Origin of the sequence: Vibrio sp. 10N.237.312.B06 (assembly GCF_041464685.1) — a bacterium.
GTDB lineage: Bacteria > Pseudomonadota > Gammaproteobacteria > Enterobacterales > Vibrionaceae > Vibrio > Vibrio tasmaniensis_A.
The window spans coordinates 1-16,304 of sequence record NZ_JBFSPI010000037.1; the positions used below are offsets into that span (position 1 = coordinate 1).

Here is a 16,304-nt window from a genome sequence, read left to right on the forward strand (position 1 = left end):
AAAACTGCAAGCCATTACGATCGAGTTTAATGGTGCTCCACGAGTGGGTTTGGATGAGAGAAGCGAAGAACTGTTTAAGGTCATTGGTGGTTAACGTATCAGGGACTCGATCAAAATGTGCGGTGATCCGACGAACCGCACGAGAATAGGCATCAATGGTTGCGGGTCGTTTACCTTGCAGCTTTAGATTGGTAAGGTGTTGTTCATAAAGGGCGTTGTAGCGTTTTAAGTCGGCTGGTTTCATGGGGTTACTCCTGTGAATGACCATCAGGGTGATGGTGTTACAAGAGTATGGCTTGCGCTCGCTTTACTCTGCCGCGCAGCGGCTTCGTTCAACTAAATGTTCAATGTTGTTCGAACATACCCTACACCAGATAGCATCACTAAGAGTCAATACAATGAAGTGGATGTTCTCAAGAAATTAAAGCCTATGTTCTTCGAGAAGTGCTACCTGTGTGAACGAGATGAGATCCAAGATGTAGAAGTGGAACATTTCATTCCGCACAAAAAAGTTCCCGAATTGAAATACAACTGGGAGAACTTGTACTACTCATGCTCTCGATGCAATAGCATCAAAAGCAGTACGCATATCAATCTTTTAGATTGTGCTAATCGTTTTTACGATGTTGGTGCAATGGTTAAATGCTTGATGCCTTCTATACCTGATGGAGATGTTGAAGTTTCGACAACCAGTGCAAAACCATGCACCCAAACAGAAAACACGGTGACATTACTAGAGGCTTGCTACAACCTTGAGAATACGGCTTTAAGAGGTATTAGCCGTACTGCTCTGATAGATCAAATGTGGGAGTATTATACCAAGTTGCTATTAGCAAGGCAGGTGCTCCGTAACAAGAGTTCAGGACGTACAGCAAAGCAAGAAGCAGAAGAAACTTTCGAAGCAATGCTTAATGTAAAACATCCATTCTCTATATTTTGGCGATACTACTACTTGAACGATTCTTACCTTGTGGATAATTATCCTCAGTTAAGAGTTGGGTTTTAAATGACGGAGTGAGTATTAGCTCCTATTTTTACCATTTGCATGTTTGCAAGAGATACTCTTGCAAAATTAGGTATTAAAGTTTGTGCAACAGCTTGTTGCACAAATTAATCTTATGATGGTTTTTGTATTCTAAACACGTCTTGGGGCAAAAATGAGCCAGCCGTGATTGACTGACTCAAGGGAAGCTCTCTCAGTTACTTGATCGGAATATAGATTTCGGTTTTCAAATTCTCAGGTTTAGTTCGTCTTGGGTCTCGATTCAGGTACACCTCAAAGCATGGTTGGTCTCGCAGTTCAAACCCACTGTCTGGTAGCCATTCTAAGAGTAAATAGCTGTAAGCTTCAGAGAGTTTCTCGTAAGTACCTTTGTGCAAGGCCTTGGCATATTTGCCACCCAAAATTGTCTTGCGATCGATACATCCATCCTATTTCGACATAGGTAGTGTCATACACTGCGAGACTCAATGATTTTCCATTATTGCTAATTTGTCTGAAAGTTTAGATTCAAGACCGTTTTGCAAATGATGAGCCCAATACGATCAATCTCTATGATAAATGATCAGACGTTATTGGAAGTGCTCAAACTAAAATGTCCTCCGACAGGGATTGATAAAGTAATCACGTTTCTGTCGGTGAGGTCACTTTCTATTATCGCAAAACAGACAGCTCAAGCTTTATATAATAATTGTTATGATATCTTATGTTAAATGTTAAATGTTAAATGTTAAATGTTAAATGTTAAATGTTAAATGTTAATGATTACTCTTCGTTTCATAGTTTCACTAAAGCTATTAGAGGTAAGATTAAATAGGTAAACCACCTAACTGATTGAATCATTAACGGATTTTTTTGGTTTTATGATGAGAAGAAGGTGGGGCGAGTGAGTAGTCATGTCTCCGAGGTGATAGAAAATAAAGACAGTTTTGAACGCCCGTTTTCGATCAAAATCCCGCGTCGTAAGTGGTTTGGTTGGAAGGGCATCGAGCTGCGTTTGGTGTTGGCATTGGCTATGTTATCGATGACCACCATCTTTCTGTCAGTTGTATCGAGCTTCACCTTTGACGATTTAAACCAACGCCTTGTCGAATTAAAAGAAAGTGAAATCCCCGCCTTAGATAACGCTGCACGCCTCAATGATATGGTGCGTGTGATTATCACGACCTCATCTCAGCTCAGTGACGCTGAATCGAATATAGAACGTAAGCAGGCGATGCTTAAAATTGAAGAGGCCATTTCAGTGATGAATAGCGTTATGGTTCAATTTCCTGATTATCACGCCTATTTTAAAGATCTTATTGCCCAAGTTAATAACAGTCTTAGTTTGTTGTATCAAAGTGAGATTGAGTCAGAACAACTCAATCAAGAACTTCGTAATTTGCTTGAGGGCTTTTATCCTCTGTTGCAAGAGGCCAGTGATTCACTCGATAGCTTGCCTGAGTCAGCCAAAGATCAAATCCAATATACTCAGTTGAAATCTCTGCTTTATTACCAATTAGGCTTGGTCGAGAAGCTGTATAACGACTCAAGTTTTAATGAGCTCGATTACACCAGCTACCGTTTAGAGCAGGTAGGGGAAGAGTGGTGGAAACTTTGGGTCAGTGGTGATTTAAGACATGATTTTCCTGAATTAGATCATCAACTCACAGTGATCTATAACCTCGCCTCCAGTGATAGCAGCTTATATGGGATGAAAAACAAAGCGCTCGATCATCTTTACCAAGAGCAATATTTCCTGCAAAACAGCCGTGAACATTTGAATCAGTTAACCGTGCAGATCGAAAGCAACACCAGCAAGGTGAATAGCAATATTGACCAATCGATTCAGCAGGCGCAGCTGTCTTTACAATCGAACCAACAACTCTCTCTTTTTCTTTCTCTGTTTAGCGTGTTGGCTGCCGCTGCCATTTCGTGGTTCTACGTGCGTAAGAGTATTTTAGAAAGGCTTTTACAGCTCAAAGACAACATGTTCGCGATTTCTACCGGCCATTTAGATACCGAGGTTTCCATTCGTGGCAAAGACGAAGTAACACAAATGGCTAAGTACCTAAAGGTATTCCAGACCACGGCTAAAGTTGTTAAGCAAACCAATCGTAAATTAGAGGCGGAGGTAGAAGAACGTACCTTAGCCGAAGCTAAACTACGAGTGACTCAAGATGAGTTGATCCAAGCAGGAAAACTGGCTGCATTGGGGCAGCTCAGTGTTGGGATCACGCACGAGATCAATCAACCTCTGACCGCAGTAAACAGTCACGTTCGAAGTGCTCAATTATGGTTAGGCAAGCAAAGGCCTGACAGGGCAGAAGAGAACCTAAAAAAGATCGAGATTTTGTTAGACAAAGTGGCTGCGATTACTCGTCACCTAAAGGCCTTCTCACGTAAGAGTGATGGCAAAATTGATAACGTTGAATTGAATAAGGTGATTGGTGATGCGATTGACCTGTTTGAAACCCGACAGAGCGCTGTGTCGATTCAGTATTCGCCCCAAAGCAGCCAGATGGTTCGAGCTAACAACATTCGCTTAGAACAGGTACTGGTGAATTTGATCAGCAATGCTCTGGATGCGATTGAACACAGAGAGCAACCAGAGCTCAGCATCTCTACTCAAGAGCATTCGAATACCATTCAGATTTTGGTGATGGACAACGGGTTAGGGATACCTGAAGAGGACATTCCGCACCTGTTTGATCCATTTTATACCCGCAAGACAACAGGCAAGGGGCTTGGACTCGGTTTGTCTATCGCATACAACATCATAAAAGACTTTGGCGGCTCGATTCACGTGGAATCAGTTGAACACCAAGGCACTACTTTTATCGTCACTCTACCAAAAGGCATAGCCTCATGACTGCAGAAAAACACATAGTTCTTATCGATGATGAAATCGATGTCGTTGAAGCCGTGAGTGAAATGTTGGAGCTAGAAGGTTTTAGCGTCACGACCTTTACCGACCCTAACCTTGGCCTTAAATCGCTCAAAGCAAACAGCCCGTCGGTTGTACTGTGTGACGTGCGCATACCGAAAGTGGACGGTTTGACGTTGTTGAGCTCAATCCAACACCGTGCCCCAAATGTGCCCGTTTTATTGATGAGTGGTCATGGCGATATCCCAATGGCGATCGAAGCGATGAAGTTGGGCGCTTTTGACTTCCTAGAAAAACCGCTTAATTCGAGTGAGCTGGTGGAGAAGCTTGATTTGGCGATTGCCCAGTGTCAGCACAGTTGCCCATCAACCACGGATGGCGATGGGCAAGAGGGTTTACCGATTGAAACGGTGGTTATTGGCCAATCCAAAGCTATGGATACGATACGTAAGCAAGTGCTCGCACTGTCTCATACCGGTGTTGATACCATCATCAACGGCGAAACAGGAACGGGCAAAGAGGTGATTGCTCGCGCGTTGCATCAATTTAGCCGTCGTAAGGCGAAGCCCTTTGTCGCGATCAACTGTGGCGGCATGACAGAAAGCATTATCGAAAGTGAGTTGTTTGGCCATGAAGCGGGTTCGTTTACCAGTGCCAACAAGAAACGCATTGGCAAAATAGAACAAGCCAATGGCGGAACTCTGTTCCTTGATGAAATCGAAAGCATGCCAATTGCGGTGCAAATTAAACTGTTGCGCGTCATTCAAGAAAGAATGATTGAACGCGTTGGTGGTAACGAGTTAATCCCGGTCGATATTGTGGTGGTAGCCGCCAGCAAAGCCGATCTTGCGAGCTTGAGTGAAAAGGGGGAGTTCAGAGCCGATCTCTTCTATCGTCTTAATATTGCTAGCTTAAACCTTCCCGCATTGCGTCAACGCAAAGAAGACATTCAGGTGTTATTCCGCCATTTTGTGATTCAAGCGAGTCATAAATATAAGACGCGTCCATCAACGATTTATCCTGAGCAAATTCAGCAATTATGTCGACACGAATGGCCAGGTAACGTGCGCGAACTGCGCAATGTCGCCGACCGATTTGTGTTAGGTATCGTCGGTGATGGCTTTGATCTTCAATCACCAATTTGTGAAGCGTCCGGAGAAGATTTCGCCTTTGAAAAACAGATGGAACAGTACGAAAGGAATGTATTGACGGAAGCGCTAATAGAAAGCGCAGGCAACATCAATGAGGTCTCAAGCAAGCTGAACCTGCCACGCAAAACGCTTTATCGAAAAATGAAGAAACACCAATTGGACAAAGAGAGCTTCAAGGCCTAGCTGGTTCATTCATTCGCTTAATAAAAGCACAAGACAACAATGACCCATTTTACTTTTAGTCGAATGGTTAACCGTTTCAAGTGATTGTAATAAAAGGGCTTTAACATTTGGCACAATGCGTGCAATCACTACATTGTGGCATACGTTCACATGAGGTTATTCGGTGCTGAGTCAAAATATATATGACAGCTATCTATATATGACAGCTATCCAACACCGAATGATCGAATAAAGGAAGTTAGAAAAATAATTGCTTGTTGCAAGGAGATACAAACATGAAGCAAATACTGAAAGGTTCGATTGCGCTGATACTAGGTGTGAGCTCGATGACGGCATGGGCCGCAGCAGAATCAGCCGACTTAGGTCCTCGTCCCCTCTTTTTAGTGAACAATATGGATGAGAGCCCTTTGAAAACCAAGCTGTTGAGTTGCAGTGAAGGACCTTTTCATCGTAGTGATTTTTCTATTGGACATCGCGGAGCTGCGATGCAGTTTCCTGAACACACCAAGGAATCCTACTTAGCAGCGATTCAAATGGGCGCGGGTGTAGTGGAGTGCGATGTGACTTTTACTAAAGATAAGGCGTTGGTATGTCGTCACTCGCAAAGTGATCTGCACACCACAACCGATGTTTTGGCACATCCCGATCTTGCTAAGAAGTGTTCAACACCGTTCACGCCAGCTAACCCAGCGACAGGCGAAGATGCACAGGTTGAGTGTCGTACCTCTGATTTCACGCTGGCTGAGTTTAAGACCCTGAAAGGGAAAATGGATGGTGCGAATCCAAAAGCAACCACTGTCGAAGAGTACATGAATGGCACACCTGGTTGGAGAACTGACCTTTACAGCCAAAATGGGACACTGATGACACACGCCGAAAGTGCGGCATTGTTTAAAGAGCACGGCGTGAAGGTGACTCCTGAGCTGAAATCGGCGGCGGTTGAAATGCCTTTCAATGGCTTTAGCCAAGAGATGTATGCGCAGAAGTTGGTGGATGAACTGAAAGAGGCGGGCTTTGAGCCTTCAGAGACTTACCTACAGTCATTCAACTTGGATGATGTTAAGTATTGGGTCAATGAGACACCTAAGTTCGGTAAGCAAGCCGTTTACCTTGACGATCGTGTCTATGAGCAAGCGGACTTTGTCGCGTCTGTTGAAAACATGAAGGAGCTACACGATGCGGGCGTGAATATCATCGCACCACCTCTGTTTGCTTTGGTTGAACTTGATAAGAACAACGAATTAGTGGCGTCTAACTACGCGAAAATGGCTAAGGATGCAGACCTCGACATTATCGCATGGACACTGGAACGTTCTGGCCCGCTAGCGCAAGGCGGTGGTTGGTATTACAAGAGCGTGAAAGATGGCATCAACAATGATGGCGATATGATGAAAATGCTTGATGTGTTGGCACAAGATGTTGGTGTGATGGGCGTATTCAGCGATTGGCCTGCAACGGTAACTTATTACGCTAACTGCATGGACAGCGACGCATAGGCGATTCTGAGAGCGCTGTTACGCCTGCTAATTATAGCGTTTGTATAGAGAGCGCTTAGCCAAAGAATAATAAGAGAAAAAGCAGTGAACCAAAGAGCCTTCGGGCTCTTTTTTTACCACTGAAATTGACGGGACATAAATGACCCAAATAGACACTTCTTGCTTGGACAGTAATGACACAAAAGTAATTTGCCAATTTAGATTTTTCTTTAAGTGATTGAAATCAAATAAATTAAAAGGTGGCACAAAGGCTGCAATAGTGAAGGTGACTTTCAACAATAAGTAAAAGTAAGGTTTGAATATGAAAATCAGTGTTAAAGGACTGTTAATCGCTAGCTCATTACTACTTCCTTCAATGGCTATGGCAAGCGACTGCTCTAGCCGTGGTGTGTTAGACGATCGATACTGTGATGAAAACCAAGATTTGGTGGCCGATTCACCAAAGAACCCAGATGAGTGGAACGACCCAAGTACGCTTGTGTTTACTTATACGCCAGTAGAAGACCCTGCGTTGTACAAAGATGCGTTTGCGGATTTCCAAGCTCACCTAAGTAAAATCACGGGTAAGCGGGTGATTTACTACACGGTGCACTCAAACTCTGCACAAGTGGAAGCGATGCGTTCTGGTCGACTGCATGTTGCAGGTTTCTCTACGGGCCCAACAGGCTACGCAGTTAACTTAGCAGGTTACGTTCCAATTGCGGTGAAAGGCGATGAGTCTGGCTTCCAAGGCTACAACCTAATCACGATTGTGCGTAAAGACAGCGGCATTAACAAAATGTCTGATCTGAAAGGCAAAAAGGTTGCACACACTTCTGCATCTTCCAACTCTGGCAACCTAGCTCCACGTGCGTTATTCCCAGCGAAAGGCCTAGTGCCAGATGAAGATTACAAAGTGCTTTACTCAGGTAAGCATGACCAATCGATTCTAGGTGTCTTCAACGGAGACTATGATGCGGCACCTGTGGCATCGGACGTGTACGATCGTATGGTCGCAGCAGGTCGTGTTGACGATTCTGAACTGAAGATCATCTACCGTAGCCCACGCTTCCCAACGTCTGCGTTTGGCTATGCTTACAACCTAAAACCAGAGCTAGTTGAGAAGATCAACGAGGCTTTCTTTAGCTACCGCTTTACACCAGAAATGAGCGCATCGTTTAAAGGTGCCGACCGTTTCTCTCCAATCAGCTACAAAGAAGAGTGGGATGTAATTCGTGATATCGCTCATGCGACAGGTACGGCTTACACCAAAACTGGCTTGAAGAAATTGGCTGAAAAAGATGCGGCTAAACGCGCAAAGAAAAAAGCCGCTGAGCTAGCAAAACAAGCAAACAACGGCTAGTTCTTAGCTCTGTTGGAAGGATAAGTTTTAGAAAGACTTAGCCCTTTAAAAAAACCTACTTCAACTAAATATCTATGCCCTCGCGGGTAGGGCATAGATCATTCGAAAATTCGCACAAGGAAATGCAGTATGGCCGTAGCAAGCTATGAAGGAATAAAGATAAACAACCTTTTCCACGAATACGTGGCAGGCAAGCCAATCCTTAAAGGCATTAATATTGATATCGATGAGCCAGGTATCATCGCGATCATTGGTCCATCTGGTACCGGTAAAAGTACGCTTCTGCGCTGTATCAACCGACTCAACGATCCAAGCCAAGGTGAGATCATATTTGATGGCGCAGACCTGACTCAACTAAAAGGCCAAGCGCTACGCAAACAGCGTCGACATATCGGCATGGTGTTTCAAGAATATAACCTCGTGGAACGTTTAACGGTTATCGAGAACGTGTTGAGTGGCCGTTTGGGTTACATGACCGCTTGGAATGCATGGCGTCGTAACTACTCTGCGCAAGACCTAGCAAAAGCGTTCGAGTTACTTGAATTTGTTGGCCTACAAGACTTTGCAAACCAACGTGCCGACAGTTTGTCAGGCGGGCAAAGACAGCGTGTTGGTATCGCTCGCGCAGTCATGCAAGACCCATATATCTTATTGGCGGATGAACCAACATCATCACTCGACCCGAAAACCGCGGTTGAGATCATGGAGTTGATGGAGACCTTCGCAGAACAGAAAAACATCCCAGTGTTGGTGAATATCCACGATGTGAACTTAGCCAAGCGTTATGCCAAGCGCATCATTGGTATGTGTAATGGCAAGGTGCATTACGATGGCAGCCCTGAAGGTATTTCAGAAGAAGACCTAAAAGTTATTTATGGGGGTGAGTCATGGCTGGATTAAATCCAAGCTCGTCGCCAAGCGTTTCATCAAGCACATCGCCAGCGAAGCATGAAAATCCGTTCAAAACCTCATGGACTAACCGTGCAATTATCGCTGCAATCATTGGCTACCTGTTTTACAGCTTTGCGACGTTAGGACTGACCTTTGATCGTTTGGTCATCGGTTTTGGTGAAAGTGAGCGGTTACTATCAAGAATGTTCCCGCCAGATTTCTCGCGTACTAATCTACTGCTAAGTGGCTTAGCGGAGAGCTTGCAGATAGCGATCATTTCGAGTTTCTTCGGCATCGTCATCTCACTGTTTCTTGGCTTACTTGCTGCAAGAAACATGATGCCTTCGATTGTATCGACACCGATTCGTGGCTTCATCGCACTGTGTCGTTCATTCCACCCAGTGATCATCGCAATCCTATTTGTGAAAGCGGTGGGCTTCGGTGCCCTTGCTGGAATCCTGACCTTGGTATTCGCATCCATTGGTTTCATCGCCAAGTTGTTTGCTGAAGCGATTGAAGAGATCTCTTTTAAACCGGTTGAAGCGATTAAAGCAACGGGGGCGAGCTTTGTCAGCGTCATTCTGTACGCGGTTATGCCACAGGTATTTACTCGTTTCATTGGCTTTGCTAGCTACCAATTGGACTCAAACTTACGTAACTCAACCATGGTTGGCATTGTGGGTGCGGGTGGTCTTGGCGGTACGCTTTTCTCAGCATTCCAACGTTTTGATTACGACTTTGTCGCCGCTATTTTGATCACCATTATCGCATTGATTCTTGTGGGTGAATTTCTTTCCAACATTGTTAGGAGAATCTTCTAATGACAACTGCATCTATCGATAAAGAGTGGCAGCGCTTTACACCAAACGAACGCGTGGCTCGATTTGCCGTTTACCTTAGCTTAGTGTGTGCGATTGTTTGGTCTTGGCAAACCGTTGAAGTAATTCCTGAGTTCCTATACGACGCGCCAGCCCAGTTTGCCGACATGTTCGAGCGTATGGTGCCAATGGATTACGCGTTCTATCCTGAGTCGATTCACGCAGCGATGATTGAGACACTGCACATCGCGACGTTAGGTACCTTGTTTACCTTGGTATTTGCTATCCCTTTGGCGCTGATGAACGCGCCAAATATCACTCCGAATAAAGCTTTGAATTGGATTGCTCAATTCTTTCTCGTGTCTTCACGTTCTGTGAACTCATTGGTTTGGGCATTGCTGTTCATCGCACTGTTTGGCCCCGGTGTTCTCGCAGGCATTATGGCAATTGCCATTCGTAGTATCGGCTTTGTAGGGAAGCTGTTAGCGGAAGCAATTGCTGAAGTGAACATGGGGCCTATTGAAGCTTTACGCGCGACAGGCGCTTCTTGGATGAGCGTTTTACTTAAAGGTTATTGGCCACAAGTAATGCCTGCGTTCTATTCCATCGTGTTGTTCCGTTGGGACATCAATGTGCGTGAATCTGCGGTATTGGGGTTAGTGGGCGCTGGTGGTATTGGCGTGGTGCTCAACGATGCGCAAAACCTTTTTGAGTGGCAAAAAGTATCAATGGTGTTGGTGAGTATCTTCGCAGTGGTTATCGTTGCAGAAGCGGTGGTGATCCATATCCGTAATAAACTCATATAAACATATGGTGCAATGCAGCGTGTTTTGTGTGATGTGTCAAAGTTAAGAGCTTATCTAGCATTTTGAAGCTCACACGACCCTAGGTACTTCGGTCTACCTAGCGGTCGTTTTTTTATGTTGTTTGAATGGGCAGAAAGCTTGTTTAGACAGGGATGGTTAGCTTTTCGCTGTCTCAATTTTAAGCCTCAGAAGTGCATCCACAAATTCTGCAAACCCATAGCCACCCGGTTGTGACATCACCTTGCTTGGATGATGATCTAATTTATCCCAATAATGCTGAATGTTAGCCACGCCAACGGTGAGCTGTAGTGATTCGAACATCTGTTGATCATTCATTGAATCGCCGACATAACACGCTTGCTTGTGGATTTGTTCAAGCGATAGGCCTTTATTAGCCAGAAAACGATGTACTGCGTTTTTCTTTGAGTGCTCGCCATACCAAGCATTGATATGAATCGAACTTGCCGTCGCATGTGCGCCTAAAGCGTGTATTCTTTCGAGTACCGCTTGAACAGTTTCAGGGTCAACAGGTTCACGGTTTTGGCCGATATCAATCGCGACCTCACACAAGCGGTAAGATTGGTCCAGAGTTAGGGATAGATCTGGGTAACTCGCCAAGATCGCTTCAACTTGTTGTTTTAGCTTGGTTTGGCTCTGGCGCACTTGCTCTAGTGGTGTTTCCGATGAAAGCTGTAATGCACCATCTTGTTTCTCTAATAAGAAGGCGCCGTTCTCTCCAAGCACAGCATCGACAGGCCATAGTTGTGCAATATGATCACACCAACCCGCACAAGCGCCAGTCACCGCGACCACTTTGATTCCATTGTCTCTTAGCTTTTGTAACGCAATCAAGGTTTCAGGAGGGAGTGAGCCTTGCCAAGTGAGCGTGTCATCGACGTCGGTTAATACCCATTCGATGTGCTTCCAGTTATTGCCTAGTTGGTGTTCCATCTAAAAACTCACTATTCCACTGATTGTGTTGCTTAGAGTGAGCAGTTCGTCGTTAAACGTCTACACTCAGTGTTGCTAATTAATGCTGAGCTGTGTTTAGAAAACACAATGCTTAGCAAAGTCACCGGCTTCATTGGCAGTCCAGTCGCCTTTCGGTTTCTCTTTCATATCAGTACACCAAGCTTCACTGCCCACTTCTGTACAGGCCATAAGTTGAGTCGCGAGAAATAGAATCAATGCAATTTTTTTCATAATAAACATTCCTTTCTTGTTTAAATCCTTGCTTATAACTGTATCAAATACTACTAGTGATTGTTATAGCAGTCAGTGACATAAGTTGGTCAAAAAGATCTAGGATTGGGCTGTGTTTTAAGGTTGGAAGCGAACGCGTGTTAGACAGTCGCGATACAAAATTAAGGTGATTAATAGGTTGATTGATAAATTGATTGAGGTGTAGATCGAAAAAGCCAGCAACGCATGCTGGCTTTGGAATTCTTGTGCGCTTCTATTCGTCAGTGCGCTTTAACTATTAGTCGAGTTATACCAGTTTCATCTCTTGGATGATGTCTGAAGCAATTTCTGGCTTCGTGCTCGTTGGTTTCTCGTGTAAGTCTGATTTCAATTGTCCCTTACGGTTACTTAGGCCTGCTTCAAGTTTCTTGAGTGCTGAAGCGATAGCTGGATACATAACGTCATCTGTAGCTTTTGCGTTTACACGTACACCTTCGTAGTTGGTGAACACTTCAACCTGGTGTTGACCATGTTCTTTTGTGATGATGATGTCGCAGCTGATCAGTGATGGGAAATGGTTAGATATCTTCTCGAATTTACCTTCGATGTCTTTGCGTGACTCGTCGTTAATTGATACATGATGTGTTTGAACATTTATTTTCATAAATCATACCTTTCCAATGACTGTGTCATTTAAACGTAGCAAACATCGGTTAGTTTAACCAACTGCGAAATAGCACATGTGTGATTCACTTCAGTGTTATCAAATAATCTCCCTTTACTCCCTTGAAAGTCCGAAGAACTGATCGCATATTATGTTTCGTGTTTTCAATACATGTTCAAAAAGACCTCACTCGCGAAGCATTCCTCTAATCTACCTTGCCAGCCTAGGTTTTATCGCCTTAACCAAACGTCAGCTCAAATACTTATTCTAGTTTAAGTTTTATAAATCATTGCTAGTTTGATGCCGATAATGCTTTCTTTTTAAATCACTGCAGTTGATATAAAAAGTGTGGTTTATATAAAAAAGCAAAGCTCCGTGAATGCGACTATTGAATAAGGCAACTCTTGGTTGCCTTTATAGCGCCATCTGGTTTTAGCTATAGCTATTCTTCAAATTGGTAAGAAGAAGGCACCACAATGACGCCTTGTTTCGATATGTGAAAGCGTTTAGCGTCGGCAAGGTTATCAATACCGATTTGGGTGCCATCTGGCACTTTGACGTTCTTATCTATGATGCAGTCTTGAATATGGCAATTTTTCCCAATCTCAACATCTTCAAACAGAATACTATCAATCACAACCGCAGCATTACTGACTTTCACTTTCGGGAAGAATATAGAATTTTGCGCAGAGCCACCTTCGATCACTACGCCATTCGCTATCATCGAGTTGATGAATATTCCTTGGTTTCCTTCTACAGAAGCAATGGTGCGTGCAGGTGGCAGTTGCGGCTCGTAGGTGCGAATCGCCCAATCTGGTTGGTATAAATCGATAGGTGAGGCTGGCTTTAACAGATCCATATTAGACTGGTAGTAAGAGTCGATGGTACCCACATCTCTCCAGTACGCATCTTGGGTCACTCGGCCTTCTTCGTCGCCAAACTTATACGCGTAAACACTGTTGTTGCCGACCAATTTAGGAATAATGTCTTTACCGAAATCATGGCTTGAATTCGGATCTTCGGCATCCGCCAGTAGCGCTTGTGTTAACACCTCTTTATCAAAGACGTAAATACCCATTGAAGCCATGCTTCGAGTCGGCCTACCGGGGACACATGCAGGGTAATGTGGCTTTTCGGTAAAGTTATTGATCTCTAGAGATTCATCTATCTCCATCACACCAAATTCTTTGGCTTCATCAATCGAAACCTCCATGCACGCTACGGTTAGATCGGCCTCGTTCTTTTTATGTTGCTTGAGCATTGGCGCGTAATCCATGCGATAGATATGGTCGCCTGATAACACCACTACATGCTTAGCTTCGCTACGAGAAAGCAGATACAAGTTTTGATAAATCGCATCGGCAGTACCGCTATACCAACTATCACCTGTACGCATTTGTGGGGGGACATTGGTGATGTATTCGCCGAGCTCGGGGTTAAGCACCGACCAACCATCTCTTAAATGTTTTTGTAAAGAGTGAGACTTGTACTGAGTCAGAACCAAAATTTGGCGCAGCCCAGAGTGTAAGCAGTTCGCGAGCGTGAAATCGATGATTCGATATTTACCGCCAAAAGGTACCGCAGGTTTTGCACGGTTATCGGTAAGGGGAGAAAGCCGAGAGCCAACACCGCCGGCCAGAACGATTGTAAGAGTGTCTTGCATGGTCAGAACCTCAATGTATTTATGATTATGAACATAGACTTGCAAGCGCTGAGCCAAATGTAACCCATTGAATATTAAACGAGATGAGAATGAATTCTGCGAGATTGCACTAAGTTGATGCGTACGAGGTGTTGGCTTGCTCTATTTTGATCCAAACAGATCCGGGCAAGGTGAAGGGGTTAAATTAACAAAATGACGCACGATAAAGTTGCATTACAGAACTGTCAATAAAATGAAGCAATAAAGTGATCAAGTCGATGCAAATTTACATAAATTCTCACAAGTTTTCACAAATTGATTTCCATCAATAAAGTAGGGTTATTATATGCTACCTTGCACGCAAAATAAGAAATGATTACTCATTCACCAATAACGATTAAGCCCTCAAAAGGAAATTATAATGAAAAAAACAGTATGTGGTATTGCGGTTGTTGCGGCTCTTATGTCAACTAGTGCTTTTGCTCATAAAGAAGGTGATTTCATCATCCGTGCTGGTGCCGCAATAGTGTCTCCTAACGATAGCAGTGGAGATGTTTTGGAGACATCGGGTTCAAAATTTGGTGTGGATTCAAACACCCAACTTGGATTGACATTTGGCTACATGTTTACAGACAACATCAGTCTCGAGATTCTTGCAGCGACGCCGTTCTCCCATACAATTTCTACAAACCATGGTGGTTTAGGTGATATCGCCGAGACAAAACACTTACCACCAACGTTGATGGTTCAGTACTACTTCGGCGAAGCAAACAGCAAGTTCCGTCCTTACGTAGGTGCTGGTATTAACTACACCGTATTCTTTGACGAAGAGCTTAATGGTGCGGCTAAAGATGCTGGTTTAAGTGATTTGTCCCTTGATGATTCGTGGGGACTGGCTGCGAATGTTGGTATGGATTACATGATCAACGACGACTGGTTTTTAAACGCATCCGTCTGGTACGCAGACATCGATACTACAGCCAAGTACAAGGCTGGTGGGAAACAGTACTCAACAGACGTTGATATTGATCCATGGGTATTCATGATCGGTGGTGGTTACAACTTCTAATCAACATCTTTAGTTTGTTAAAAGCGCTCAAGCTCCAGCCAGCTTGGGCGCTTTTTTATTGATAAGTGATCAATTTAACACTTGCTTCACAATTGCATAGTATTTAATTGCACAATATTCGATCGCATGTAATGTTTGAACGGCTCAAAAAACGAACAAAAAATAAAGCCTGTAGTTAGGTGTATATCTAATTACGGTTAATAATCAAGGAGATGATTGTGCTTAAACGTAACTTATTAGTAGCTTTACTCGCGATTCTGCCTACGATGGCAAGTGCAGAAAACTATTCAATCGGTACAGGCGGTCAAAGTGGTATCTATTACCCATTTGGTGGCGCATTAGCTAAAGTCTGGTCTGAAAACGTACCGGATGTGAATGCAAAAGCAGAAGTGACAGCAGCGTCAGTCGAGAACACCATCAAGGTTGTACGTGGCGATATGATCGCCGGGATTGCAATGGGTAACGTGGTTCTGGATGCCTACAATGGCGAAGGTAAATTTCCTAAGAAAATGCCAGTGAAAACGCTGTTTGCTCTATATCCAAATCTAGTTCATACCATCACTCTTAAAAACTCTGGTATTGATTCATTATCGCAACTCAAAGGTAAACGTGTTTCCCTTGGGGCCCCTGCTAGTGGTACGGCAGTAACATCTGCAGCACTACTTGAGTCGATGGGTATTGATGTGAAAAAAGATATTGATGCGGTTTACCTTAATTACTCAGAAACCACTAATGCTTTGGCGAATGGTCAAATCGATGTGGGTTTCATTGTTGGTGGTCAAGGTGTTGGCGCGGTAACACAGATTGCGTTAACTCACGACGTTAAGGTGATTTCTATCTCTGAAGAAGAGAGTGCTAACTTCATGAGACAATATCCAGCCTACAGTGCTTACGACATTCCAGCAGGTGTTTACAATAAGGTTGATCCAGTATCGACACTTAGTGTGTGGAACGTATTGGTGGTTAATGCCAACATGAGTGATGACATGGCTTACAATCTGACTAAAGCCGCTTTTGAGAACATCGGTGATATTCGTAAAGTCGTGAAAATGGCTGAAATGACCACACCAGAGAATGCTTCTCGACTGCAAGGCGTACCGATTCATGCTGGTGCTCAGAAGTACCTAGATTCGGTAAGCAAGTAACATCTCTACCTCAGGGCAAGTGAAATCTCACTTGCCCTTTTTATCAATT

At 44.0% G+C, this 16,304-nt stretch carries 16 protein-coding genes; 10 read left to right on the plus strand and 6 right to left on the minus strand.

Annotated features, from left to right (window positions below):
- Positions 1–244, minus strand: a 244-nt coding sequence (locus AB6C75_RS11805; RefSeq protein ID WP_371693339.1) for a phage integrase N-terminal SAM-like domain-containing protein, incomplete at its 3' end; no start/stop codon positions are given.
- A 96-nt stretch (positions 245–340) separates the two neighbouring features.
- On the opposite strand from AB6C75_RS11805, the gene AB6C75_RS11810 reads away from it, so the two are divergent.
- The gene (locus AB6C75_RS11810; protein ID WP_305368167.1) at positions 341–1,006 is read left to right on the plus strand and encodes an HNH endonuclease; all 666 of its coding nucleotides are present in this window, start codon (positions 341–343) and stop codon (positions 1,004–1,006) included.
- A 194-nt stretch (positions 1,007–1,200) separates the two neighbouring features.
- Here the strand turns inward: AB6C75_RS11810 and AB6C75_RS11815 are convergent, their stop codons facing one another.
- Positions 1,201–1,422, minus strand: coding sequence for a GyrI-like domain-containing protein (locus AB6C75_RS11815; RefSeq protein ID WP_372107875.1), 222 nt, complete (start codon positions 1,420–1,422; stop codon positions 1,201–1,203).
- 455 nt (positions 1,423–1,877) lie between these two features.
- Between AB6C75_RS11815 and AB6C75_RS11820 the strand changes: the two genes are divergently transcribed.
- The 7 genes from AB6C75_RS11820 (at position 1,878) to phnE (AB6C75_RS11850) (ending at position 10,553) form a co-directional block, all read left to right on the plus strand.
- Entirely contained in the window at positions 1,878–3,851 is a 1,974-nt protein-coding gene (locus AB6C75_RS11820; RefSeq protein ID WP_372107848.1) for an ATP-binding protein, read from the plus strand.
- Entirely contained in the window at positions 3,848–5,200 is a 1,353-nt protein-coding gene (locus tag AB6C75_RS11825) for a sigma-54-dependent transcriptional regulator (protein ID WP_372107849.1), read from the plus strand. The genes AB6C75_RS11820 and AB6C75_RS11825 overlap by 4 nt, the downstream gene beginning before the upstream one ends.
- Before the next feature lie 275 nt (positions 5,201–5,475).
- Positions 5,476–6,696 (plus strand): glycerophosphodiester phosphodiesterase family protein, encoded by a 1,221-nt coding sequence (locus AB6C75_RS11830; protein WP_372107850.1) that lies wholly within the window; start codon positions 5,476–5,478, stop codon positions 6,694–6,696.
- A gap of 301 nt (positions 6,697–6,997) precedes the next feature.
- Positions 6,998–8,038, plus strand: coding sequence for a phosphate/phosphite/phosphonate ABC transporter substrate-binding protein (phnD, locus tag AB6C75_RS11835; protein WP_004732989.1), 1,041 nt, complete (start codon positions 6,998–7,000; stop codon positions 8,036–8,038).
- Positions 8,039–8,167: 129 nt separating this feature from the next.
- Entirely contained in the window at positions 8,168–8,938 is a 771-nt protein-coding gene (phnC, locus tag AB6C75_RS11840; protein ID WP_372107851.1) for a phosphonate ABC transporter ATP-binding protein, read from the plus strand.
- Positions 8,926–9,750, plus strand: coding sequence for a phosphonate ABC transporter, permease protein PhnE (gene phnE / locus AB6C75_RS11845; protein ID WP_065111916.1), 825 nt, complete (start codon positions 8,926–8,928; stop codon positions 9,748–9,750). The genes phnC and phnE (AB6C75_RS11845) overlap by 13 nt, the downstream gene beginning before the upstream one ends.
- Positions 9,750–10,553 (plus strand): phosphonate ABC transporter, permease protein PhnE, encoded by an 804-nt coding sequence (phnE, locus tag AB6C75_RS11850; RefSeq protein ID WP_017097992.1) that lies wholly within the window; start codon positions 9,750–9,752, stop codon positions 10,551–10,553. Before phnE (AB6C75_RS11845) ends, phnE (AB6C75_RS11850) begins: the two co-directional genes overlap by 1 nt.
- 156 nt (positions 10,554–10,709) lie before the next feature.
- Here phnE (AB6C75_RS11850) and AB6C75_RS11855 read toward each other — a convergent pair whose 3' ends face one another.
- From AB6C75_RS11855 to glgC, 4 genes are all read right to left on the minus strand, one after another.
- The gene (locus AB6C75_RS11855) at positions 10,710–11,504 is read right to left on the minus strand and encodes an HAD-IIB family hydrolase (protein ID WP_017103530.1); all 795 of its coding nucleotides are present in this window, start codon (positions 11,502–11,504) and stop codon (positions 10,710–10,712) included.
- A gap of 96 nt (positions 11,505–11,600) precedes the next feature.
- Positions 11,601–11,756, minus strand: a complete 156-nt coding sequence (locus AB6C75_RS11860) for a DUF3012 domain-containing protein (protein ID WP_004732998.1) — start codon at positions 11,754–11,756, stop codon at positions 11,601–11,603.
- Positions 11,757–12,042: 286 nt separating this feature from the next.
- On the minus strand, positions 12,043–12,399 hold the full coding sequence (hpf, locus tag AB6C75_RS11865) for a ribosome hibernation-promoting factor, HPF/YfiA family (protein ID WP_009846260.1): 357 nt from the start codon (positions 12,397–12,399) through the stop codon (positions 12,043–12,045).
- Between the two features lie 442 nt (positions 12,400–12,841).
- Positions 12,842–14,062 carry a glucose-1-phosphate adenylyltransferase gene (gene glgC, locus AB6C75_RS11870; RefSeq protein WP_372107852.1) on the minus strand — a complete coding sequence of 407 codons (1,221 nt, stop codon included), beginning with the start codon at positions 14,060–14,062 and terminating at the stop codon, positions 12,842–12,844.
- 400 nt (positions 14,063–14,462) lie between these two features.
- On the opposite strand from glgC, the gene ompW reads away from it, so the two are divergent.
- Positions 14,463–15,110, plus strand: coding sequence for an outer membrane protein OmpW (ompW, locus tag AB6C75_RS11875; RefSeq protein WP_012601085.1), 648 nt, complete (start codon positions 14,463–14,465; stop codon positions 15,108–15,110).
- A 212-nt stretch (positions 15,111–15,322) separates the two neighbouring features.
- Entirely contained in the window at positions 15,323–16,255 is a 933-nt protein-coding gene (locus tag AB6C75_RS11880) for a TAXI family TRAP transporter solute-binding subunit (protein WP_017102057.1), read from the plus strand.
- The last annotated feature ends 49 nt before the right edge of the window (positions 16,256–16,304 follow it).